Source organism: Sphingomonas aerophila (genome assembly GCF_014199305.1).
Classification (GTDB): Bacteria; Pseudomonadota; Alphaproteobacteria; order Sphingomonadales; family Sphingomonadaceae; genus Sphingomonas; species Sphingomonas aerophila.
The window spans coordinates 186,140-207,520 of record NZ_JACIJK010000004.1; the positions used below are offsets into that span (position 1 = coordinate 186,140).

General features: G+C 65.9%; 21 protein-coding genes and 1 pseudogene. 9 read left to right on the top strand and 13 right to left on the bottom strand.

What is annotated here, in order from left to right:
- Positions 1-56 precede the first annotated feature (56 nt).
- From recA to FHS94_RS07525, 4 genes are all read right to left on the bottom strand, one after another.
- The gene (gene recA / locus FHS94_RS07510; protein WP_184056282.1) at positions 57-1,127 is read right to left on the bottom strand and encodes a recombinase RecA; all 1,071 of its coding nucleotides are present in this window, start codon (positions 1,125-1,127) and stop codon (positions 57-59) included.
- 137 nt (positions 1,128-1,264) lie between these two features.
- Positions 1,265-2,152, bottom strand: coding sequence for a 4-(cytidine 5'-diphospho)-2-C-methyl-D-erythritol kinase (locus FHS94_RS07515; protein WP_184056284.1), 888 nt, complete (start codon positions 2,150-2,152; stop codon positions 1,265-1,267).
- Positions 2,149-3,678 carry a tetratricopeptide repeat protein gene (locus FHS94_RS07520; protein ID WP_184056286.1) on the bottom strand — a complete coding sequence of 510 codons (1,530 nt, stop codon included), beginning with the start codon at positions 3,676-3,678 and terminating at the stop codon, positions 2,149-2,151. The genes FHS94_RS07515 and FHS94_RS07520 overlap by 4 nt, the downstream gene beginning before the upstream one ends.
- Positions 3,679-3,721: 43 nt before the next feature.
- Positions 3,722-5,377 carry an electron transfer flavoprotein-ubiquinone oxidoreductase gene (locus FHS94_RS07525; protein WP_184056287.1) on the bottom strand — a complete coding sequence of 552 codons (1,656 nt, stop codon included), beginning with the start codon at positions 5,375-5,377 and terminating at the stop codon, positions 3,722-3,724.
- Positions 5,378-5,518: 141 nt separating this feature from the next.
- Between FHS94_RS07525 and FHS94_RS07530 the strand changes: the two genes are divergently transcribed.
- The 4 genes from FHS94_RS07530 to FHS94_RS07545 all read left to right on the top strand — a co-directional run bounded on the left by FHS94_RS07530 (position 5,519) and on the right by FHS94_RS07545 (position 9,227).
- Entirely contained in the window at positions 5,519-6,244 is a 726-nt protein-coding gene (locus FHS94_RS07530; RefSeq protein WP_184056290.1) for a uracil-DNA glycosylase, read from the top strand.
- A 35-nt stretch (positions 6,245-6,279) separates the two neighbouring features.
- Positions 6,280-8,076 carry a lytic transglycosylase domain-containing protein gene (locus FHS94_RS07535; protein ID WP_184056575.1) on the top strand — a complete coding sequence of 599 codons (1,797 nt, stop codon included), beginning with the start codon at positions 6,280-6,282 and terminating at the stop codon, positions 8,074-8,076.
- Between the two features lie 47 nt (positions 8,077-8,123).
- Positions 8,124-8,651: a molybdenum cofactor biosynthesis protein B gene (moaB, locus tag FHS94_RS07540; protein ID WP_184056292.1), complete on the top strand. Its 528-nt coding sequence runs from the start codon at positions 8,124-8,126 to the stop codon at positions 8,649-8,651.
- A gap of 99 nt (positions 8,652-8,750) precedes the next feature.
- A complete protein-coding gene (locus FHS94_RS07545; protein ID WP_221234622.1) occupies positions 8,751-9,227 on the top strand; it encodes a hypothetical protein in 477 nt (158 codons plus the stop codon).
- 30 nt (positions 9,228-9,257) lie between these two features.
- Here FHS94_RS07545 and FHS94_RS07550 read toward each other — a convergent pair whose 3' ends face one another.
- The gene (locus FHS94_RS07550; protein WP_184056296.1) at positions 9,258-9,599 is read right to left on the bottom strand and encodes a VOC family protein; all 342 of its coding nucleotides are present in this window, start codon (positions 9,597-9,599) and stop codon (positions 9,258-9,260) included.
- A gap of 57 nt (positions 9,600-9,656) precedes the next feature.
- On the opposite strand from FHS94_RS07550, the gene FHS94_RS07555 reads away from it, so the two are divergent.
- The 3 genes from FHS94_RS07555 (at position 9,657) to FHS94_RS07565 (ending at position 11,197) form a co-directional block, all read left to right on the top strand.
- Complete coding sequence (locus FHS94_RS07555; RefSeq protein WP_184056298.1) at positions 9,657-10,727, top strand: PA0069 family radical SAM protein; 1,071 nt, start codon at positions 9,657-9,659, stop codon at positions 10,725-10,727.
- A gap of 63 nt (positions 10,728-10,790) precedes the next feature.
- The gene (locus tag FHS94_RS07560; RefSeq protein WP_184056300.1) at positions 10,791-10,979 is read left to right on the top strand and encodes a hypothetical protein; all 189 of its coding nucleotides are present in this window, start codon (positions 10,791-10,793) and stop codon (positions 10,977-10,979) included.
- Positions 10,976-11,197, top strand: a complete 222-nt coding sequence (locus FHS94_RS07565) for a hypothetical protein (RefSeq protein WP_184056301.1) — start codon at positions 10,976-10,978, stop codon at positions 11,195-11,197. The genes FHS94_RS07560 and FHS94_RS07565 overlap by 4 nt, the downstream gene beginning before the upstream one ends.
- Before the next feature lie 10 nt (positions 11,198-11,207).
- Here FHS94_RS07565 and FHS94_RS07570 read toward each other — a convergent pair.
- Positions 11,208-12,799, bottom strand: a pseudogene (locus FHS94_RS07570) (long-chain fatty acid--CoA ligase).
- A gap of 75 nt (positions 12,800-12,874) precedes the next feature.
- Entirely contained in the window at positions 12,875-16,384 is a 3,510-nt protein-coding gene (gene dnaE / locus FHS94_RS07575; RefSeq protein WP_184056303.1) for a DNA polymerase III subunit alpha, read from the bottom strand.
- Between the two features lie 92 nt (positions 16,385-16,476).
- Here dnaE and FHS94_RS07580 point away from each other — a divergent pair, with 92 nt between their 5' ends.
- Positions 16,477-17,052: an HdeD family acid-resistance protein gene (locus tag FHS94_RS07580; RefSeq protein WP_184056305.1), complete on the top strand. Its 576-nt coding sequence runs from the start codon at positions 16,477-16,479 to the stop codon at positions 17,050-17,052.
- Here FHS94_RS07580 and FHS94_RS19630 read toward each other — a convergent pair.
- From FHS94_RS19630 to FHS94_RS07605, 6 genes are read right to left on the bottom strand one after another with little or no spacing between them, the layout of a single operon-like run.
- Positions 17,041-17,166 (bottom strand): hypothetical protein, encoded by a 126-nt coding sequence (locus FHS94_RS19630; protein WP_281396859.1) that lies wholly within the window; start codon positions 17,164-17,166, stop codon positions 17,041-17,043. The two genes, FHS94_RS07580 and FHS94_RS19630, sit on opposite strands and share 12 nt — an antisense overlap.
- Positions 17,163-17,642 carry a glutathione peroxidase gene (locus tag FHS94_RS07585; protein WP_184056307.1) on the bottom strand — a complete coding sequence of 160 codons (480 nt, stop codon included), beginning with the start codon at positions 17,640-17,642 and terminating at the stop codon, positions 17,163-17,165. The genes FHS94_RS19630 and FHS94_RS07585 overlap by 4 nt, the downstream gene beginning before the upstream one ends.
- Positions 17,639-18,229 carry a GNAT family N-acetyltransferase gene (locus tag FHS94_RS07590; RefSeq protein ID WP_184056309.1) on the bottom strand — a complete coding sequence of 197 codons (591 nt, stop codon included), beginning with the start codon at positions 18,227-18,229 and terminating at the stop codon, positions 17,639-17,641. Before FHS94_RS07590 ends, FHS94_RS07585 begins: the two co-directional genes overlap by 4 nt.
- Positions 18,226-18,399 (bottom strand): hypothetical protein, encoded by a 174-nt coding sequence (locus FHS94_RS07595; RefSeq protein ID WP_184056311.1) that lies wholly within the window; start codon positions 18,397-18,399, stop codon positions 18,226-18,228. The genes FHS94_RS07590 and FHS94_RS07595 overlap by 4 nt, the downstream gene beginning before the upstream one ends.
- The gene (locus FHS94_RS07600) at positions 18,396-19,070 is read right to left on the bottom strand and encodes an ABC transporter ATP-binding protein (protein WP_184056313.1); all 675 of its coding nucleotides are present in this window, start codon (positions 19,068-19,070) and stop codon (positions 18,396-18,398) included. The genes FHS94_RS07595 and FHS94_RS07600 overlap by 4 nt, the downstream gene beginning before the upstream one ends.
- On the bottom strand, positions 19,063-20,313 hold the full coding sequence (locus tag FHS94_RS07605) for a lipoprotein-releasing ABC transporter permease subunit (protein ID WP_184056315.1): 1,251 nt from the start codon (positions 20,311-20,313) through the stop codon (positions 19,063-19,065). Before FHS94_RS07605 ends, FHS94_RS07600 begins: the two co-directional genes overlap by 8 nt.
- A gap of 565 nt (positions 20,314-20,878) precedes the next feature.
- On the opposite strand from FHS94_RS07605, the gene FHS94_RS07610 reads away from it, so the two are divergent.
- Positions 20,879-21,352: an Hsp20 family protein gene (locus FHS94_RS07610; RefSeq protein WP_184056317.1), complete on the top strand. Its 474-nt coding sequence runs from the start codon at positions 20,879-20,881 to the stop codon at positions 21,350-21,352.
- Positions 21,353-21,381: the final 29 nt, after the last annotated feature.

The following is a 21,381-nucleotide window of genomic DNA, read 5'->3' on the forward strand; positions in this document are numbered from 1 at the left end:
CCGCCGTTGCGGGCGAGCCTCCTGGTGTATCGGGCAGCCAGTCCGATCACGGTATCTTAAATATCGTCTTCCTCGCTGGGACCGGCCATCATCTCCTCGGCGACCTGGTCGGTCCGTTGGCGAATGGCACGCTCCAGCCGGTCGGCGACCTCCGGATTTTCGCGGAGATAGTTCTTGGCGTTCTCACGACCCTGGCCAATGCGGATCGAGTCATAGGAGAACCACGAACCCGACTTCTCGACCAGCCCGGCCTTGACGCCAAGGTCCAGGATCTCGCCGATCTTGGAGATACCCTCGCCGTACATGATGTCGAATTCCACCTGCTTGAACGGCGGTGCGACCTTGTTCTTGACTACCTTCACGCGGGTCGCGTTGCCGACGATGTCCTCGCGGTCCTTGATCTGGCCGGTGCGGCGGATGTCGAGGCGGACGGAGGCATAGAATTTCAGCGCGTTGCCGCCGGTCGTCGTCTCCGGATTGCCGTACATCACGCCGATCTTCATGCGCAGCTGGTTGATGAAGATCACCATGCAGCGCGAACGGCTGATCGAGCCGGTCAGCTTGCGCAGCGACTGCGACATCAGGCGGGCCTGAAGACCGACATGGCTGTCGCCCATCTCACCCTCGATCTCTGCCCGCGGCACCAGCGCGGCGACCGAGTCGACCACCAGAACATCGATTGCGTTGGACCGGACGAGAGTGTCGACGATCTCCAGTGCCTGCTCGCCAGTGTCCGGCTGCGAGACGATCAGTTCGTCGATGTTAACGCCCAGCTTCTTGGCATAAACCGGATCCAGCGCGTGTTCGGCATCGACGAACGCTGCAGTGCCGCCGTTCTTCTGAGCCTCAGCGATCACATGGAGCGCGAGCGTGGTTTTGCCCGACGATTCAGGGCCATATACCTCGATCACGCGGCCGCGCGGCAAGCCGCCCACGCCCAGCGCGATGTCGAGGCCGAGCGACCCGGTCGAGATAGCCTCAACCTGCATCGCTTCCTTTTGGCCGAGCTTCATCGCTGAGCCCTTGCCGAACGCGCGGTCTATCTGCGCGAGGGCGGCGTCCAGCGCCTTTTGACGGTCTGCGTTGGCGGTTGCCACGTTATCGATCACCTGCAGTTTGGCGGCCATTGTCCGTCCCATCGCTAGAGCATGCGCGCGATCCGATCAACGCGTCTGATCAGACATGTACTCGATGTGTTCCGTCGGAACAAGAGTGGAACGAGGATTTTTTCCTCGGCTCCGCTCGATGCGGCGGGTCCCAACACTCATGCCAGCGAGGTCGGGAGCGTCCACCAGCCCCTGCGCTCTGCAAGTCCTGCCGCAGCGTCGCGGTCGGCATCGGTTTCGAACAGGGCAAAGCAGGTCGCGCCCGACCCGGACATGCGCGACAGGATGGCGCCGGGCGCGGCGGCGAGCAGTTCCTCCACCTCTCCGATCAAAGGCGCAAGCAATCGCGCCGGACCGGCCAGGTCATTGCGCCCCGCAAGTGCCCGCTCGATCAGGTTTCCATCGCGCAGTGCGCCGCGGTCTACGCCGTCCCAGGCGCGGAACACCGCCGCGGTCGAGACGGCCACGCCGGGGTTGACGAGCAGGAGCGGTATTCCCGGCCTGCCCTCGATCACGGCAAGCTCCTCGCCCGCGCCGGTGCCGATGCTGGTGCGGCCGAGCAGGCAGGCGGGCACGTCCGCGCCCAAGGGACGGGCCATGGCGGTGAGACGCGGGTCGCCTGATGCGACGCCGGCGATCCTTGCCAGCGCACGCAAGGTCGCCGCCGCATCCGCCGACCCACCCCCGATGCCAGAGGCAACAGGCAGGTGCTTGTCGAGCGTGATCGCCTGGGGCGGAATGTCGGGGAAGACGCGGGTGAAGGCGTTCGCGGCCTTCTCGATCAGATTGTCTGGTACGGCAAATGCTTCACCCGCGGTGGCCGGCACGAGGCGTGGAGACACAGCCTCGACCTCCGCCGGCGAACCAAGCGCCCCGGCAAAGGGGCCGGTTATGGTCAGACTCCATTCCTCCGCTGGCGCGACCAATACCGTGTCCCCGTCCCGCGCGAAGGCGAACAGTGTCTCCAGGTCGTGATAGCCGTCCGGCCGGCGGCGACGGACGTGAAGGGCGAGATTGATCTTCGCCGGCGCTCGCTCAATGATCATCGACGCGGCAGCAACCCGCTGGCGATCTTGCCCGTCAACCGCGCGGCGAGATCGCCCTCTGCCCCAAGCGCGGCGGCGCGCCATGCGTAGCGGGCCTCATATCGGCGGCCGAGCGACCAGTAGACGTCGCCCAGATGTTCGCCGATGTCGGCATCGCCGGGCTGTGCCGCCGCGGCGCGTTCGATCAGCGGCAGGGCGCGCGTCGTCTGGCCGGTCAGATAATATGCCCAGCCGAGCGAGTCGGTGATGGCGGCGTTATCGGGATCGAGCGCGCTCGCCCGTTCAAGAAGCTTGGCAGAAGCCTGCACCGCTTCACCCCGCGCGATCCTGGCATATCCGAGGTAGTTGAGCGCCAGGGGTTCGGTCGGGCCCAGCGCCACCGCCCTTTCCAGCGCCGCGCGTGCTTCCGGCCAACGTCCACCCCGGTCCAGCGCACCGCCATATTGCATCCAGGCGGACCAGCTGTTGGGGGCTGCATCCACCGCCCGCTTGTACCACCGCGCCGCCTCGTCGAACCGCTCGGCCGTCGCCAGCAAGTCGCCATAGCGCTGCCAGTCGTTTGAGCTTGCATCCGTGGCTTCGGCACGGGCGCGAGCCGCGGGAAGTGCTTCTGCGGTGCGGCCTGCGCCGTTCAGGATGCTGACGCGCGTGGCGGCGGCAAGGCCAGCGAGCGGGGCATCCGCCCCAACCTGCCCCAGCACAGAAAGCGCGGGGCCAGGAACGCCACCACGGGCGAGGGATGTCGCAAGGATGACACGCGCACGGTCGTTGGTGGGATCAGCGTTGATGGCCGCGCGGGTAAGCGCCACCAGCAGCGGCGCGGCCGTTTCCTCTCCCAAATCGGCCGCAACTCGGGTCAGCAGACGTGACACGGCGAAGCCGAGGGTCGGTTTGGCGGGCACCCCGGCCCGAAATGCGCGCTCTAGCGGCCCCTGGCCCGGCAGCAACGCCGCCGCCTCGGCACGTCGTCCTTGTCCGCTCAACAGCTGTGACGCGGTGAGTCGCAAGTCCAGGTCACCATCGCCGCCGCGAACCGCCTCCAGCGCAGCCAGGCCCGTGGCGGTCTGCCCCCGCGCGATCAGCAACAGCGCCCGCGTTTCGGTCGCGAGCCGCCGCGACAGCGCGTCGCCCGAAGCGGCATCCAGGGCACCTGATGCGTCCACACCCTGCGAGAAGGCGATCCAGCCGAGCAGGGACGGAACCAGGATCCGCAGCGGCCCTCCGGTCAGCCGTGCCGCCGCTCGTTGCGCGGCCGCCGCATCGCCGGCCCGCGCCGCCTGAGCCAAGGGCAGCAATGCCGCATCGGCAGGCGCCACGCCCGCCCTGTCCAGCACGGCAGCAGCGCGGCGGGCGAGCACATCGTCGCCCGCGTCCAGGGATTCCCGATACGCACGAATGGCGATCAGGGCATTGTCGGGCTCCGCGTCGAGCGCGCGCGCATAGGCGGCGCTCGCCGCGACCGGCTCCCCGCTCGCATCTGCCGCACGCGCGCTCAGATATGCGGCCAGTCCGCCGGTATCGGCCAAGGCCGGGCTCGCCACCAGAGACGCGGCGGCGAGCAAGTGCGGCTTACATGTTCGGGTAATTGGGGCCTCCGCCGCCTTCGGGCACGACCCAGTTGATGTTCTGGGTCGGGTCCTTGATGTCGCACGTCTTGCAATGAACGCAGTTCTGGGCGTTGATCACGAATTTCGGGTCGCCCGTATCCACGCCAACGAACTCGTATACGCCTGCCGGACAGTAACGCTGGGACGGCCCATCGTACAGCGGCAGGTTGTACGATACGGGAATATCGGGATCCCGTAGCGTCAGGTGAACCGGCTGATCCTCCTCATGGTTGGTGTTCGACAGGAACACGGACGACAGCCGATCGAAGGTCAGTACGCCATCGGGCTTGGGATAGAGCGGCGGGGTCACCAGGTCCTTGCGCCACAGCGTCTCATGATCGGGCTTGTGCTTCATGGTGATCGGCCACTTCAGGCCGAAATGTTCCATCCACATGGCTATGCCGGACAGGCCGGAGCCGATGAAGTCGCCGAACTTCTTGACCAACGGCACTACGTTGCGGACGGTGGATAGCTCCTTGTAGAGCCACGACGCCTCGAACGCCTGCGGATAAGCGGTCAGTTCGTCGCCCTCGCGCCCGGCCTGGATCGCGGCAAAAGTGGCTTCCGCAGCCATGATCGCGGACTTCTGCGCGCCATGAGTGCCCTTGATCCGGGGCACGTTCAGGAAGCCCGCCGAACATCCGATCAGCGCGCCGCCGGGGAAGACCAGCTTGGGGATGGACTGCAGCCCGCCGTCATTGATCACCCGTGCGCCATAGGAGATGCGCTTGCCCCCCTCCAGCAGCTCGGCAACGGCCGGATGCGTCTTCCACTTCTGCATTTCCTGGAACGGGGAGATGTACGGATTTGTATAGCCAAGCCAGGTCACGAACCCGATCGACACCTGCCCGTTGGCCTGGTGGTAGATCCACCCGCCGCCATTGGCATCATCGCCGAGCGGGAACCCCTGCGTGTGGATGACGCGGCCAGGATGATGCTTCTCGGGCGCGATGTCCCAAAGCTCCTTGACGCCCAGGCCATAGACCTGCGGCTGGCTGTCGCGCGCGAGGTCAAACAGGCGGATGATCTCCTTGGACAGGTGGCCGCGAACGCCTTCCGCAAAGAAGGTGTACTTGGCGTGGAGCTCCAGGCCCGGCTGGTAGTCCGGCTTGTGCGTGCCATCGCGTGCGACGCCCATGTCCCCGGTCGCGACACCCTTCACCCGGCCATCATCATGGAACAGGATCTCGGCCGCGGCGAAGCCCGGGAAGATCTCGACACCCAGTTCCTCGGCCTGCCCCGCCAGCCAACGGCACAGGTTGCCAAGGCTGCCCGTGTAAGTGCCCTTGTTGTGGAGGAAGGGCGGGGTCCACAGATGCGGCAGGTTGAACTTGCGCCGGGCGGTCAGCACCCAGTGGAGGTTCTCCGTCACCGGCACCTCTGCCAACGGGCAGCCCTTTTCGCGCCAGTCGGGGATTAATTCGTCGAGCCCACGCGGGTCGATCACTGCGCCCGACAGGATATGGGCGCCGACCTCCGATCCCTTTTCCAGGACGCAGACCGACAGCTCGGTGCCGGCATCGGCGGCAAGTTGTTTCAGGCGGATCGCCGCGCTGAGCCCGGCTGGGCCCGCGCCGACGATCACCACGTCATAGGGCATCGACTCGCGTTCGCTCATGTTTCTCTCCTGGCCGGCCCGCGCTAGCCCAGCTTCGCCATGCCCTGATCTGAACGGTCGGGCGCGCACCGGCAACGTCTTGTCCCCCTAGCGGATCGGACAAGTTGACCGAAACGTCAACTGCGCAACATGGGATATGTCATGGGAGCAGAGCTACCAGGCGATTGGCGGGCAGAGGCAGCAAGTGCGCTGGCCTGGTGGGCGGACGCGGGTGTCGACTTGCTGGTGGAGGACACACCACGCGACTGGTTCGCGGCCCCCCTTCTGCCCACTGCCCTTCCGCCAAGCCCGCCGGTGCCGGCTGACGACGTCGCGCTGCCGACCGATTGGGAAGCGTTCGCCGCATGGCGGCGCGGCCCCGCCTCACCCGAAGCCGGCTGGCGGGGCGAGCACCTGCCCGCCTCCGGCCCCGTACCAGCGCGCGTCATGGTGCTGGTGGACTGCCCCGATCGGGAGGATGGCCCCGACAGCGGGTTGATGTCGGGTTCGTCAGGCAAGTTGTTCGACCGGATGCTGGCGGCCATCGGGCTCAGCCGCGAAACGGTGCACCTGGCCAGCCTGTGCGGCAAACGACCCATGGCCGGCCGCACCCCGCGCGAGGATGAAGAACGGTTGGTGGAGATTGCCCGCCATCACATCGGCCTGGTCGCCCCCAAAAGGCTGCTGGTGATGGGAGATGCGGCGAGCCGTGCCCTGCTCACGACGGGCGTCCAGTCAGCGCGGGGCCGTTTACATCCCCTTAACCATGAAGCTGGCCTAACGGAGGTTGTCGCGAGCTTTCACCCGCGCTTCCTGCTGGAGAAGCCCGCCGCAAAGGCAGAGGCCTGGAAAGATTTGCAGATGCTGATCGGGGAACCGACGACGTGATCCGACTGACGGTTTCCGCGGCTACGCTGGCCGCTATGGCGGCAGTACTGCCGCAGGCCGCGGTGGCCGCAGAGCCAATGGAGGGGGCCCGGACCGCGACGCCCTCCCAGGCGTCCATACCCGCGCAACTCGACCAGGCGCAGCGCGACGCTTACCGGGCGGTATTCGCGGCGATCCGTGACGGCCGTTGGACGGATGCCCAGATCGGGCTCGACACCATGACGCCCGGGCCGCTGCATGCCTTTGCCCGCGCCGAGCTCTACACCGCCAAGGGATCGCCCCGCGTTGAGCTGGAGCCGGTTGCCGCCCTGCTCGCCGAAGCACCGGAGCTGCCGCAGGCGGCGGCATTGGCCCGCATCGCCAAGGCTCGCGGCGCGGTGGACCTGCCGCCGCTGCCGGTCGAACAGCGGCTGATCTGGCAGGACGGCGCCCCGCGCCGCGTCCGCACCAAGGCCATCAAGAGCGATCTGGTTGCCGCCGACCTCGGCACCCGTATGCAGCCCTTCGTCAAGGTTGATGACGGCGCGTCGGCAGAAGCACTTCTCAACGCGACCCAGGGCTTGTCGCCCGAAGCGCTGACCGAGTGGCAGCATCGGGTCGGCTGGATGTATTTCCTGATCGGCGACGACGTGAACGCCCGACGTCTTGCAGCGGCAGCGCAGGACGGCGTCGGCGAGTGGGCAGTGCAGGCCCGCTGGATGGGCGCGCTCTCCGCTTGGCGGCAGAATGATTGCGCCGCGGCCGAAACGGGCTTCGAGGGCGTGGCAAGCCGTGCAGGCGATGTCGACCTGCGTGCTGCGGCTTTTTACTGGGCCGCGCGCGCCGACATGGCCTGCCAACGGCCCGACAAGATCCAGGCGCGGCTGACGGCGGCAGCGCAGTTCGGCGAAAGCTTCTATGGCCAGCTCGCCCGCCAGGCGCTGATGATGAAGGACGCGATCAAGCCAGCAGCCGGTTTTGTCCAGGCGGATTGGGCGGCGCTGGACAAGCGTCCCAACGTCCGTGTTGCCGCCGCTCTTGCCGAGATCGGTGAGGCCGACTTCGCGGAGGACGTGATCCGCCAGCAGGCAAAGATCGGCAACCCGGCGGAGTTCGGTAGCCTGGTTCGCCTCGCGGAAACGCTGGACCTGCCAGCCACCACGGTCTGGCTCGCCCATAACTGTCCGGTCGGCGTCACGGCCGCGACCGAGGCGCGCTATCCGACGCCGAACTGGAAACCCGACAGCGGCTGGCGCGTGGACAAGGCGCTGGTTTATGCGCACACGCTCGAAGAGTCGCGGTTCCGCAGCAAGGTCGTCAGCCCTGCAGGGGCCTATGGCCTGATGCAGATCATGCCGGCGGCCGCGACCGATTATGGTCGTGAAAAGGGCCTGCTGTCCGTGGACCGCTCTGCCCTGACAAAGCCGTCCGTCAACATGGACGTCGGCCAGCGGCATCTGGAGCGGCTTCGCGACATGGCGGGCATCACCGGCGGGCTGCTGCCCAAGGTCATCGCCGCCTATAATGCCGGCCCCAAGCCGGTCAGCGAATGGAACGCCATTGTCCGCGATGGCGGCGACCCGCTGCTCTATATCGAGAGCATCCCCTATTGGGAGACACGCGGTTACGTCACCACCGTGCTACGCAATTACTGGGTTTACGAGACGCAGGGCGGCCAGAAAAAGCTGCCGAGCCGGTCGGCGCTGGCGCAGGGTATGTGGCCCCGTTTCCCCGGCCTTCCAGGGGGCGCAGCGGTTCGCCTGAACGCCCAGCCGAACCGCAGTGCGCAGGCGAGCACGATCGCGGTGAACGCTGCTGTACCGACGGGGCCTGTACCGGTCGCGGCGGAGTAACGCCGCCGCGGCTTGCGCCCGCGCTCGCCCGGCGCGATGGGACGCGCATGCCGATCGATCAAAGCCTGCCTTTTCATCCCGTTCGCATCGCGGTACTGACCGTGTCCGACACTCGCGGGTTTGCTGAGGATCGGTCAGGCGATACGTTGGTGGAGCGGCTGACCGCCGCGGGGCACATCCTTGCCGATCGCGTCATCCTTCGCGACGACGTGGACGCGATTGGCGAGCAGCTCCGACGCTGGATTGCGGACGATACGGTCGACTGCGTCGTGACGACCGGCGGCACCGGCGTCACCGGTCGTGACGTGACTCCGGAAGCGGTTGAGCGGGTCGCGGACAAGATGATACCGGGCTTTGGCGAGCTCTTCCGCTGGCTCAGTTATGCAAAGATCGGCACCTCCACCGTCCAGTCCCGCGCCTGCGCCTGCGTCGCTGGCGGCACGTACATCTTCGCCTTGCCGGGCTCCACCGGCGCGGTAAAGGATGGCTGGGACGGCATTCTCGCGGACCAGCTCGACAGCAGGCATCGCCCCTGCAACTTCGTGGAATTGATGCCGCGGCTGACGGAGCGGTAGAAGCGCACATGCCTCGGGGTAGCGCCCGGGCGCGGATCAGCTACGCTCGGGATAATCAAGCGGGAGCGAGACGTGCGGCCTATTTTTGCGACTTTGAGCATGATCGTGGCTGGCGCCTTGGCCGCGACAACCGCGATCGCCGGCTTGGATGATCGCCTGCCACCCGCAGCCTATGTTGATCCGGTGGACCAGCAGATCGCCAGAACCGGTCACGGGGTCGGGAACCGCCCCTTCCCTTGCGCGCGCGAACGGATGGAGCACGGCATCGCCCTTGTCGTGTCGGCACCTACCGAGCGCTGCGTGAAGATGCTCCCGGCACGGCGATGGCGCGGGCTGTGGACCAACGAGTTCGAGAACTCCCGCTTTTGCCCTGCTCCGGCCAGGTCCTGCACCTTCCGCGACAGGGGTGAGCGGGTGTGGCTGAACCCCGAAACCTTGCCCAGCAAGCGTGGGAAGCTCTATGCTCTCGAATTCGTTGGCCGCAGAACCATATACAAGGGCCCCTACGGCCACATGGGCGCGTCCGATCATGTCATTACCGTCGACCGGCTAATCTCGGCACGAAAGCTGCGGTAAGAAGCGCAGTTGGCGCCCAGCGAGGGCGCATCAACTCGCCTCCGGCACCATGGCCGCCAGTTCATGCCCATGCGGGTCGGCGAAGTGGAAGCGCCGGCCGCCCGGAAACGAGAAAATCGGCAGCGTCACTCGCCCGCCGGCCGCAATAACCGCGGCCAGCGTTCCCTCCAGATCATCGACCTCGATCACGGGCAGCAGATGGGCGGTTGCCTGTTCCCGGTCGCCGTTCAGCCCCAAGTCGACGTCGCCGGTCATCGTTGCCGCGTAGTCCGGCCCGAAGTCGGTGAACGTCCACCCGAACGCGTCCGCATAGAAGCGCCTGGCTACCGCGACGTTTCCGATTGGCAGTTCGACATAGTTGATCCTCGCCATTGACCTGACTCCCGTAACGTTCTTGCTATGTTCTGCGCGTTCGCCTAGGCTTTGACAATGGCCAAGACTCGCGCAATCCGCGGGGCCACGCTGAACGCGCAGAGCCGCCGCTTCAACATGCCGTCCGTCGAGGATGACGGCGACTGGCTCGACTCCCGCGACTTGATCGATGGTGCCTCTCCACCGCTGCGCACCACGGTGACGGTCGAACGACCACGCACCATCATCAGCCGCAACCAGTCGCCAGACGTGCCCTTTGATCGCTCGATCAACCCGTATCGCGGGTGTGAGCATGGCTGCATTTATTGCTTTGCCCGCCCGAGCCACGCCTTTCATGACCTGTCGCCGGGGCTCGATTTCGAGAGCCGGCTGTTTGCGAAACCCGATGCTGCGGCGATGCTGCGGGAGGAATTGAACCGGCCGGGGTATGAGTGCCGGCCGATGGCGCTCGGCACCAACACCGATCCCTTTCAACCGATCGAGAACCATTGGGGGATCACCCGCAGCATCATCGAGGTGCTGGCCGAGACGGGCCATCCGCTGACCATCACCACCAAATCCGATCGGGTGGTGCGCGACATCGACCTGCTAGGCCCGATGGCGGAACGCGGGCTGGCGGCGGTGTGCATGTCGATCACCTCGCTCGACCCCCGGATCGCGATGACCCTTGAGCCGCGCGCACCCTCGCCAACTCGTCGGCTTAAGGCAGTGGAGGCGTTGGCAGCGGCAGGGGTGCCCGTTTATGTCTCGATTGCTCCGGTGGTCCCGGCGATCACTGATGGCGAGATGGAGCACATCCTGGAGCGGGCGGCGGTGGCAGGAGCGAAGGCGGCGTTCTTCATCCCCGTCCGCTTGCCGCACGAGGTCGCGCCCTTGTTCCAGGCGTGGCTGGATGAACACTTCCCCGACCGAGCCGGCAAGGTGATGGCGACCATCCGCTCGCTGAGGGACGGCCGCAACAATGATCCGGGGTTCTTCACTCGAATGAAGGGGAGCGGGCCATGGGCGGACCTGCTCGCCACCCGCTTTCGCCTTGCCTGCCGCCGTCATGGCCTCAATGCCGAGCGGATCGTGCTCAGGACCGACCTGTTCCGGCCGCCAGCCGGGCCGCAGGGCGAGCTGTTCTGACGCCGGGCCGGGGAACAGGACCCGTGCCCTCCCGTTGACCACCTGAACGCACAGGAGGCGATGATGGCAGACCAGAACCATGTGACGGGCGGCGAAAGCGGCGGCCAGGGCAACGCGCCCGACCGGCCCAACCAGGATCCCGCCGTACCGACCCAGTCCGACAGCGGTGACCAGGAGTCCGGCGCCGGCTATGGCAACAATGCCGGCGTCCAGGGCGAGACGATCGACGACACCGCCGAGAAGCAGGCATGAGCGACCTGACCAAGAGCAGCCTCGACCGCGGCACGCTCAACAGCGATCGCGTCTCGCCCACGGCGGGGCGTGAGCAGGCTGTCGAAGGGCATATCCAGGATCTCGAGGACCAGCAGGCGCTGCGGATCGACAGCGACTCAGGGGACGAAGCCGCATCCGCTGATCAGGGCTCGTCAGGCGCCGCGTCGCCCGGCAGGCATGTGGGCCCGGACGCCTAGCGTCGGATTATCAGGTGCTGGCGAGCTGGTAACTACCATACCGCTCGCGCAGCGCTGTCTTGAGAAGCTTCCCCGTCGCGGTATGAGGCAGGGCCTCGACGAACAGGATCGCGTCGGGCAGCCACCAGCGGGCGACACACGTCGACAGGTGCGCGCGCAGTTCGGCCTCGTTTACCTGGCTGCCTGGTTTGCGGACGACCAGCAGCAACGGCCGTTCATCCCATTTGGGATGTGCGATGCCGATCGCAGCAGCCTCTGCCACGCCCGGGCAGCCCACCGCCGCGTTCTCCAGCTCGACCGAACTGATCCACTCGCCCCCTGACTTGATCACATCCTTGGCGCGATCGGTGATCTGCATGGTGCCATCGGGATGAAGGACGGCAACATCGCCAGTGTCGAACCAGCCATCTGCGTCCACACAGTCCTCTTCCGCCCCGAAATAACGCTGGACGACCCAGGGACCGCGTACCAGCAGGCGCCCGGATGACACGCCATCGCGTGGCAGTTCAGAGCCCTCGTCGTCGACGATCTTCAGCTCGATCCCGAACGGGATCTGGCCCTGCTTGCTGGCAAAGTCGAGCTTCTCGTCCAGCGTCATCTCGTCCCAATGGCCGGGCCGCTGCCCTGCTGTGCCGACCGGGCTGGTTTCGGTCATGCCCCAAAGATGGGCGACATCGATCCCCATCGCTATCAGCCGCTCTATCATTGCGCGGTGCGCGGCCGCCCCGCCGATTGTGGCAAGGCGCAGGTGGCGCGGCCACTCTCCCGTAGCGTCGATATGGGCGAACATGCCGAGCCAGACGGTCGGCACGCCGGCACAATGGGTAACCCGCTCCCGGTTCATCAACCCACACAGCACGCCCGCTTCGTTCACGGCAGAGAACACGAACTTTGCGCCTGCGATCGCTCCTGCCAGGGGCAAGCCCCAGCCCGCAGCATGAAACATCGGGACCACCGGCAAGGCAACCGATCGCGATGACAGGTCGAAGACGGAGGGCGTTACCACCGTCAGCGCGTGCAGGATGCTGGAGCGGTGCGTATACAACACGCCCTTGGGGTCCCCAGTCGTGCCGCTGGTGTAGCAGAGCATGCAGGGCTCACGCTCCGGCCCTTCGACCCAGGCAGCGTTGCCGTCCTCACGTTCGATCAGAGCGCGAAAGCTTCCCTCGTCCTGGCCGTCCATGACAATATAATGCTCAATGCTGGACAAGCGATGGCGGAGCCGGTCGACGATCGGCTGGAAAGCACGATCGTACAGCAGCACGCGATCCTCGGCGTGATTGGCTATGTAGACGAGCTGTTCGTCGAACAGGCGCGGGTTGATCGTGTGAATGACGCACCCCGCACCGATCACGCCATACCAGGCAGCAAGGTGATGGCCGTGGTTCATGGCAAGCGTCGCGACGCGGTCGCCCCGGCCCAGTCCTAATCGCCAAAGCGCCTGTGCGAGCCGCCGAGCGTCGTGCGCCACCCCGGCCAGGTGCTGCGCGTCTCGCTTCCGTCCGCCCAACGCGAGACGATCTCGCGAGTGGCATGTTCACGCGCGGCGTGGTCAATCAGCCGCGGCACGCGCAGCTCGACATCCTGCATGCCGCCCAGCATCAACCCTCTCCTTGTTTTCTCCGGGCAAGCATAGGTCAGGCAATCGCGCCGGCAAGCCGATCCGGCGGGCTTCGGCTAGCCGACGAGCTGGAGGCGCACCTCCGACATGGCGAGCCGCGCGGCGGCGACACCGGGCAAGTGCTCGACATGCTCACGCAGTTCCTCGTCGAGCAGAAAGTCGCGACCCAGCAGCACCGTCGCCGTGCCGCCTGGTACCGGAACGGTGGCCCGAGCCTCACCCCGCGCGCCACGGTGATCGGCGAGCAGGCGGGCCAACGCCGTGAACGCACCGGCGTCGGCGATCTCGACCTCCAGCACGAAGCGGGCCGACTGGGCGAGCGTCTCGAACGGCTGGATACGCTTCACCGACACGCGCGGCAGCTCCTCGCCCGGCCGCCGGTCCAGTTCCGCAGTGACAAGGCCACATCCGCCGACCCGTGCCGCTTCCTCCAGGTCCTTTGCCACGGCATCGTCGAAGCACGTGGCGACGAACTGGCCGCTCGCGTCCGACAGCGTCGCCATCATGTAACGCTTGCCCCGCGCCGAGGTGCGCCAGCGCGCGTCCTCGACCAGCACTGCCAGTGTCGCGCCGGCACGGCTGCCATCGTCGGGGATCGACAGTTCGGACAGGCTCGCAAAGCTACGCGCACCGTGGTTCTTGGCGAGGTGCGCGTGGCGGTCCACCGGGTGGGCGGAGAAGTAGAAGCCGAACGCCTCCTTTTCCTGCTCCATCCGCTCGGCCAGCGTCCAGCGAACCGACGCTGGGGGCTTGATCGTGTCGTTGACCTGCGTGTCGCCGCCGAACAGGCCGCCCTGCCCGCTGGTCTTCTGCTGGTGAGTACGTTGAGCCACGGCCAGCAGCGTCTCAGCTACCGCGACCAAGCCGGCACGATTGGGGTAGAAGCTGTCAAAGGCTCCTGCCGCGGCAAGCGTCTCCACCTGGCGCTTGTTGAGCAGGCGCGGATCGACGCGTGCGGCGAGATCGTCGAGGGAGGCGAACGGCCCCCGTTCGGCGCGCTCGAGGCAGAGCCGCTCCATCGCGCCCTCACCCACCGACTTCAACGCGGCAAGCGCGTAGCGAACGGCCAGCCCCGATGCCTCTCCCCCACCGTCCGCGGCTGGAGCCGCCACCTCGACGTCGAACTCGGCGGCGCTGGCGTTGATGCAGGGCGGCAGCACGGCCACCTCTGATCGGCGAGCGTCCTCGACGAAGATGGCAAGCTTGTCGGTTTGCGCCATGTCGAAGCACATGGACGCGGCGAAGAACTCGTGCGGGTGGTGCGCCTTCAGCCACGCGGTCTGATAGGCCAGCAGCGCATAGGCGGCCGCGTGGCTCTTGTTGAAGCCGTAGCCCGCGAACTTGTCGATCAAGTCGAACAGTTCGTTCGCCTTGGCCTTGGGGATCTGGTTGTGTTCGGCGCAGCCCGCGACAAAGATCTGCCGTTGCTGGTCCATCTCCGCCTTGATCTTCTTGCCCATCGCGCGGCGCAACAGATCGGCGCCGCCCAGGCTGTAGCCGGCCAGGATCTGCGCGGCTTGCATCACCTGTTCCTGGTAGACGAAGATGCCGTACGTCTCGGCGAGGATCGGCTCCAGCAGCGCGTGCGGATACTCGATCGGCTCGGTTCCGGCCTTGCGGCGGCCGAAGGACGGAATGTTATCCATCGGGCCTGGTCGGTACAGCGACACCAGCGCGACGATGTCGCCGAAGTTGGTCGGGCGCACGGCGGACAGCGTGCGCCGCATCCCTTCCGATTCCAGCTGGAACACGCCCACGGTGTCGCCGCGCTGGAGCAGGTTATAAACCGCCTCGTCGTCCCAGGTCAGCGCCGACAGATCGACGGTGATACCGCGCTTGGCGAGCAGCTGCACAGCCTTTTGCAGCACCGACAGGGTCTTCAGGCCGAGGAAGTCGAACTTCACCAGCCCAGCGCCCTCGACATACTTCATGTCGAACTGCGTGACGGGCATGTCGGATCGCGGATCGCGGTACAGCGGTACCAGCTGCGACAACGGCCTGTCTCCGATCACCACGCCGGCGGCGTGGGTCGACGAGTGGCGCGGCAGGCCCTCCAGCTGGATCGCGAGATCGAGCAAGTGGCGAACCTGGTTGTCGTTCGCGTATTCCCGCGCGAGCTCCGGCACCCCGTTCAGCGCGCGCTTCAGGTCCCAGGGATCGGTCGGGTGATTGGGAACGAGCTTCGCGAGCCGGTCCACCTGGCCATAGCTCATCTGGAGAACGCGGCCCGTGTCTTTCAGCACGGCGCGCGCCTTCAGCTTACCAAAGGTGATGATCTGAGCGACCTGGTCGCGGCCGTATTTCTCCTGGACGTAACGGATCACCTCGCCGCGCCGGGTTTCGCAAAAATCGATGTCGAAGTCGGGCATCGACACGCGTTCCGGGTTCAGGAAGCGCTCAAACAGCAGGCCCAGCGCCAGCGGGTCGAGGTCGGTGATGGTCAACGCCCAGGCCACGACCGATCCGGCGCCCGATCCACGGCCGGGACCGACGGGAATGTCGTGCGACTTCGCCCATTTGATGAAGTCGGACACGATCAGGAAATAGCCGGGGAATCCCATGCCGATGATGACATCGAGTTCGAATTCTAATCGCGCGGCATAAGCGTCGCGATCCGGGTTTCCACCCAGCTCCTCGATGCGAGCCAGACGCGCGTCCAGCCCAGCACGCGCCTCCTCGCGCAGCATCGTCGCCTCGCCCTCGCGGTCGCCCGCAAGGCTCGGCAGGATGGGCTTGCGGCTGGGGGCCATTACCGCGCAGCGCTGTGCGACCAGCAGAGTGTTGCTGATCGCCTCGGGCAGATCCTCGAACAGCTCGCGCATCGTCTTGGCGGGCTTCATCCAGGCGTCGGGCGAACTCCTGGGCCGGTCCTCGCTTTCGACATAGGTCGAATTGGCGATGCACAACATGGCGTCATGCGCCTCTCCGAATGCCCCTTCGGCGAAGCAGCAGGGATTGGTCGCGACCAGTGGCAAGTTGCGGTCATAGGCGAGGTCGATCAGCGCCTCCTCTGCCGCTTCCTCGACCGGGTCACCGCGACGGCTAAGCTCGATAAACAGACGGTCGCTGAACAGGGCCTGCAGACGATCGGCATAGGCAAGAGCCCGCTCATGCTGCTCCTCTGCGAACAAGCGGGCGAGCCCGCCCTCGCCGCCGGCGGTCAGCGCCAGCAGGCCATCGGTGCGCCCTTCCAGCATCGACCAGTCCACATGAGCGGGCTGCTCGATCGGACGGTCGAGGTGCGCAAGGCTGACCAGCGCACACAGATTGTCGTAGCCGCGCTCGTCCTGCGCATAGAGCGCCAGCCAGTCGAGCGGCGCCGCCACGCCCTCGGGCATATCCGGCCGTGCGACCGCGAGCGTGGTACCGATGACGGGCTGCACTCCGTCCTTCTTGGCTGCATCGGAGAAGGCCATCGCTGCATACAGGCCGTTGCGATCAGTCAGCGCCGCGGCGGGAAAACCCAGCTTTCGCGCATGCTTGGCGATCGCCTTGGGCTCGATCGCGCCGTCCAGCATGGTGTAGGACGAAAAGATGCGGAGTGGGACGAACCCGGAATGCGGCATCGCCCTAGCTTAGGGAGTCCCACCCGATTCGACCAGCGCGGAACCGCTAAAGCGACGGCCCGTTCGCTGGTGACATGGCGGAGAATGTCGGCATGACTGTTGAACGATCAACGCGATTGCAGGCGGGGGCCGGCTGGGGCTGGATCCTGGCCTATGGCATCCTGTCATTGTTGCTGGGCGTCTTGGCGTTGGCTTGGCCCTTCTCGGCCACGATCGCGGCAACGCTGGTCGTCGGGTGGTTCTTCATCGCCGCGGGCGTAGTCTCGACCGTCGCGGGCGCGACGGGGCACGGGCATGAAGGGCGCGCCTACTCCATCCTGTTCGGGCTGGTGTCGGTTGTGGTCGGCCTGTTGATGGCGTTCGATCCGGTTTCCGGTGCGGTATCGCTGACGCTTGTCGTGGCGGTCTGGCTTGCCGTGCGCGGCGTGCTGGAGCTCGCACTTGGCGCGCGTTACCGCCGGCACCGCTGGATGATGATCGCGCTCGGCATCATCAACATACTCTTGGCAGCCTATGTGCTGATCATGCTGCCGTGGGCGGCACTGGCGCTGCCCGGCTTCATCCTCGGCATCAGCTTCCTGTTTGGTGGCGTAACGGCGGTATTGAGCGCGTTGTCCCACCGAAATGGGGCGCCGGCCTTCGCCGCGCCTGAAACATCATCCGTGTGACACGCCCAGCAACCAATGGACGACGGAAAGCATGATCAGCAGCCCGGCGAGGATAAGCAGGATCATCCCGAACAGGCAATCGAGCACGCCGCGGTCGCCGAACCGCGATCTCACAGCAGCGCTATGATGTCCGCCCATATGTCTTCGGGTTTGGTCGTCGGGGCATAGCGTTTCACAGCCCGCCCCTCGCGATCGACCAGGAACTTGGTGAAGTTCCACTTGATCGCCTTTGACCCGAGCACGCCCGGCGCTTCTGCTTTCAGTCGTTCGAATAGCGGGTCCGCGGCGGAACCGTTGACGTCGATCTTGGCAAATACGGGGAAGGTGACGTCAAAGGTCGTGGAGCAAAAGGCGCCGATCTCTGCGTCCGTGCCGGGCTCCTGCGCCCCGAACTGGTTGCATGGGAAAGCCAGCACCTCGAACCCCTGCGCGCCGAATTCGCGGTGCAAGGCCTCGAGTCCCTCATATTGCGGGGTGAAGCCGCAACGGCTGGCGGTGTTGACGATCAACAGCACCTTGCCCCGCCAGGTATCGAGCGTCGCCTCGCCCCCGTCAGCTGCTCGGACAGTCAGGTCGGTGATCGCGCTCATCCATTGCTCTCCAGCAGGAACCTGAGATTCGCCTGTACCCCGGGCCACTCACGGTCGAGGATGGAATAGACTATGGTGTCGCGCAACCGCCCAGCCACGATCTGATGGCCGCGCAGCAAGCCGTCCTTCCTGGCTCCAAGACGCTCGATCGCGGCCTGACTGCGGCGATTGAGTGCATCCGTGCGGATCTGGACGCACTGGCAGCCTAGCACGGCGAAAGCGTGGTTCAGCAACAGCAGCTTGGTTTCTGTGTTCACGCCGGTGCGCTGCACCGCCTTCGCGTAGAAAGTGCCACCGACTTCAAGCCGACGATGGGCAGGGTTCATCCGCATGAAGCGAGTGGTCCCCACCACCTCACCCGCCGCGCCCAGCACCGCAAACGGCATTGCACGGCCTGTGTCGCGATCGGCGAATGTCCGCGCCATCCAGTTCGGCGCATCCTTCAGTTGCGCGACATTGGCGTAGAAGGTGTTCCAGAGGCCACCTGCCGATGCCACCTGGACCAGCGCATCCATATCGCCTGCCTCAAGCGGCCGTAGCGTGACGTGGCGGCCAGCCAGCGTCGGCGTTTCGCGCCAGGCGTTCACTGGCTGCCGGGCAGGAGAGAAGAGGACGCGAGCGCTGACCCGATGTCGAGCGCGCCGTCACGCCCAGCCTTGAAGGTCGATCGAAACCACGGTCGGCGCACGGCCCAGGCCCGTCCGGCCCCGTTGTACGCCGGCACATCATCGGCACCGGCCACCATGGCGGCGATCACTGCAGCTGACCCTCGTGGAGGCGGACCAGACGGTCCATCTTCAGCGCCAACCGCTCGTTATGCGTAGCGACAAGCGCTGCCGACCCTTCCTCGCGTACGAGACGCAGGAACTCGGCCAGAACCACGTCGGCGGTATGCTCGTCGAGGTTGCCGGTGGGCTCGTCCGCCAGCACCAGCGCCGGGCGGTTGGCCAGCGCGCGGGCGACGGCGACCCGCTGCTGCTCGCCGCCGGACAATTGGCTCGGGCGGTGGGTAAGGCGGTGACCGAGGCCGAGCGCCGTCAGAAGCGTTGCGGCCCGCTCCTCCGCGTCCCGAGCCGAGGCGTTACGGACAAGCAGAGGCAGGACAACATTCTCCACCGCGCTGAAATCAGGCAGCAGATGGTGAAACTGGTACACGAAGCCTAGCCGATCGCGGCGCATCACCGTGCGCCCCTGCGCGTCGAGGCTGGTCGCTTCCTCGCCTGCGATCCGGATCGACCCGGAAAAGCCGCCCTCCAGCAGCCCGACCGCCTGAAGCAGCGTCGATTTGCCAGACCCGGACGGTCCCAGCAGCGCAACGATCTCGCCCGGCCGCACGGACAGGTCGACCCCGCGCAACACCTCGATGGTTTGCCCGCCCTGGGTGAAGCTGCGCGCGAGGCCGCGCACGTCGAGCACCGGATCATTCATAGCGCAGCACCTGCACAGGGTCGGTACTCGCCGCCTTCCACGCGGGATAGATTGTCGCAAGGAAAGAGAAGAGCAGCGCCATGATCACGATCACGGTGATCTCGACCGGGTCAGCCTTTGACGGCAGCTCCGTCAGATAACGGATGGAGGGGTCCCACAGGTTCTGGCCCGTCACAAGCTGGACGAAGTTCACGACCGCCTGACGGTAAAACAGGAACACGAAGCCGAGCAGCAGCCCCGCCACCGTGCCCAGCACACCAACCGTGAAGCCCACTGTCATGAAGATGCGCATCATCGCGCCGCGGGTCGCGCCCATGGTGCGCATGATGGCTATGTCGCGCGTCTTGGCCCGCACCAGCATGATCAGGCTCGATGCAATGTTGAAGGCGGCAACCAGGATGATGATGCACAGCACGGTGAACATCGCCACCCGCTCAACCGCCAGCGCGTCGAACAGCTGGGCGTTCATGGTCCGCCAGTCTGCAATCGCAGCGCCCGGTGGCAGCTTGTCGCGCAAGGGAGCAAGGATGTCCTGCACGCGATCCGGATTGGCCGTGTTCACCTCGATCATGCCCACCGTATCGCCGAGAAGAAGCAGCGTCTGAGCATCCTCGATCGGCATGATCACATAGGCCTTGTCATAATCGTAGACGCCAATCTCGAAGATCGCGCCGACTGTGTAGCTGACATAGCGGGGGACGGTGCCGAACGGGGTGGACTGGCCTTGCGGGTTGATGATCGTGATCTCGCTGCCCAGCTCCGCACCCAACGCTTCGGCCAGGCGGGACCCGATCGCAACGCGGTTGCTGCCGGGCGTGATGCTGGACAGCGTGCCCAGCAACACCTTGCCACGCAGGCTCGGATTGTCGCGGATGTCCTCGACCCGCATGCCGCGAATGAGGATGCCTTCGCTCCGGCCGTTATACGTCGTGAACAGCGGTTGCTCGATCAGGGGAACTGCACTGGTCACTCCCGGCGTGGCGCGGGCCTGCCTAACAGCATCGCGCCAATCAGGGAGCCGCCCTCCGACCCCCTGGATCACCGCGTGACCGTTCAGCCCGACGATCTTGTCGAACAGCTCCGCGCGAAATCCATTCATCACGCTCATGACGATGACCAGAGCGGCAACGCCCAGCATCACTGCGCCGAGGCTGAATCCGGCGACAAGGACGATGAACCGCTCGCCCCGGCCCGGCAGCAGGTATCGCCGGGCGATGGTGCGTTCGAAGCGAGACAACAACATGGTCAGAGCGCTTACGGGTTGGCCTGTCCGCGCGCAACGGGAACCACGGATCCGAAGGTGTGTCTGTGCGGACACAATTGGACGCCAATCGTCGCCTCTGCGCAACAACACTGGTGACAAGCGCGTGGTGGCTTTCTAGCACGACCTTACTGAGAACACAGGCAACGGCCGTGGTTCGGGAAAACGCTACCAGCTCCGCCCAAAGAGGTGTTTGAGCGGTAGCGCAGAAAGGGGGCTGACGAGCGATCGTCACGCAGGCGCCCGGATCGGAAACGGTCCGGGCGTTTGCCGTTCAGGGCTCTAGCTGGTTCGGCGAAGAGGCTGCCTGGCACGGCACGGGAGCTTCCAAACACCGACGCGGCACCAGGAGCCCCTTCAAGGTCCTTGTTGCGCCTGAAGACCTGAACGGAGGCTTATCGAGATCAGGTTTTTGCATCGCCGGCCCCTTGAACCGCATCGGACTTTTCCCAGATATGGTTCGTGCGGCGCCACTTTGGGCCGCATCCGGGGGCCTCGCACCCGCGGGCGCCCGGCTTGTCAACTCGCTCATGTGAGAGGTTTTGATATGCGACTGGACCTGACCCCTTACCGCCGTTCGACCATTGGCTTCGACCGGCTTTTCGACCTTCTCGAGACCAACGCTCAGCGCGCGTCGGCCGAGAATTATCCTCCCTTCAACCTCGAGCGCGTCGCCGAGGACCGGTATCGCATCACCTTAGCGGTTGCCGGCTTCTCCCGCGATGAGATCGAGATCACCGCGCAGCAGAACCTGCTGCTCGTCACCGGCAAGAAGGACGACAAGGCGGCTAACGCCAGTTTCCTTCACCTGGGTATCGCCAATCGCAGCTTTGAGCGCCGCTTCGAACTCGCCGACTTTGTCTTCGTCGAGGATGCCCGTCTCAATGACGGCTTGCTCGTGGTCGACCTGGTCCGTGAGGTTCCCGAGGCGATGAAGCCGAAGACGATTGCGATCAAGACGGGCGCTCCGCTGGCCGCGGTAGAGCACAAGGGTGAAGGCGACGAGGCTCAAGCCGCGTAAGCTTTAGCTCCAACCAGCTCGGCGCCTGT

What these genes read in the sequence shown, in the direction of transcription:
- recA (WP_184056282.1), bottom strand. Translation starts at nt 1,127, where the DNA reads ATGGCCGCCAAACTGCAGGTGATCGATAACGTGGCAACCGCCAACGCA.
- FHS94_RS07515 (WP_184056284.1), bottom strand. Translation starts at nt 2,152, where the DNA reads ATGATCATTGAGCGAGCGCCGGCGAAGATCAATCTCGCCCTTCACGTC.
- FHS94_RS07525 (WP_184056287.1), bottom strand. Translation starts at nt 5,377, where the DNA reads ATGAGCGAACGCGAGTCGATGCCCTATGACGTGGTGATCGTCGGCGCG.
- FHS94_RS07530 (WP_184056290.1), top strand. Translation starts at nt 5,519, where the DNA reads ATGGGAGCAGAGCTACCAGGCGATTGGCGGGCAGAGGCAGCAAGTGCG.
- FHS94_RS07535 (WP_184056575.1), top strand. Translation starts at nt 6,280, where the DNA reads ATGGCGGCAGTACTGCCGCAGGCCGCGGTGGCCGCAGAGCCAATGGAG.
- moaB (WP_184056292.1), top strand. Translation starts at nt 8,124, where the DNA reads ATGCCGATCGATCAAAGCCTGCCTTTTCATCCCGTTCGCATCGCGGTA.
- FHS94_RS07545 (WP_221234622.1), top strand. Translation starts at nt 8,751, where the DNA reads ATGATCGTGGCTGGCGCCTTGGCCGCGACAACCGCGATCGCCGGCTTG.
- FHS94_RS07550 (WP_184056296.1), bottom strand. Translation starts at nt 9,599, where the DNA reads ATGGCGAGGATCAACTATGTCGAACTGCCAATCGGAAACGTCGCGGTA.
- FHS94_RS07555 (WP_184056298.1), top strand. Translation starts at nt 9,657, where the DNA reads ATGGCCAAGACTCGCGCAATCCGCGGGGCCACGCTGAACGCGCAGAGC.
- FHS94_RS07560 (WP_184056300.1), top strand. Translation starts at nt 10,791, where the DNA reads ATGGCAGACCAGAACCATGTGACGGGCGGCGAAAGCGGCGGCCAGGGC.
- FHS94_RS07565 (WP_184056301.1), top strand. Translation starts at nt 10,976, where the DNA reads ATGAGCGACCTGACCAAGAGCAGCCTCGACCGCGGCACGCTCAACAGC.
- dnaE (WP_184056303.1), bottom strand. Translation starts at nt 16,384, where the DNA reads ATGCCGCATTCCGGGTTCGTCCCACTCCGCATCTTTTCGTCCTACACC.
- FHS94_RS07580 (WP_184056305.1), top strand. Translation starts at nt 16,477, where the DNA reads ATGACTGTTGAACGATCAACGCGATTGCAGGCGGGGGCCGGCTGGGGC.
- FHS94_RS07585 (WP_184056307.1), bottom strand. Translation starts at nt 17,642, where the DNA reads ATGAGCGCGATCACCGACCTGACTGTCCGAGCAGCTGACGGGGGCGAG.
- FHS94_RS07600 (WP_184056313.1), bottom strand. Translation starts at nt 19,070, where the DNA reads ATGAATGATCCGGTGCTCGACGTGCGCGGCCTCGCGCGCAGCTTCACC.
- FHS94_RS07605 (WP_184056315.1), bottom strand. Translation starts at nt 20,313, where the DNA reads ATGTTGTTGTCTCGCTTCGAACGCACCATCGCCCGGCGATACCTGCTG.
- FHS94_RS07610 (WP_184056317.1), top strand. Translation starts at nt 20,879, where the DNA reads ATGCGACTGGACCTGACCCCTTACCGCCGTTCGACCATTGGCTTCGAC.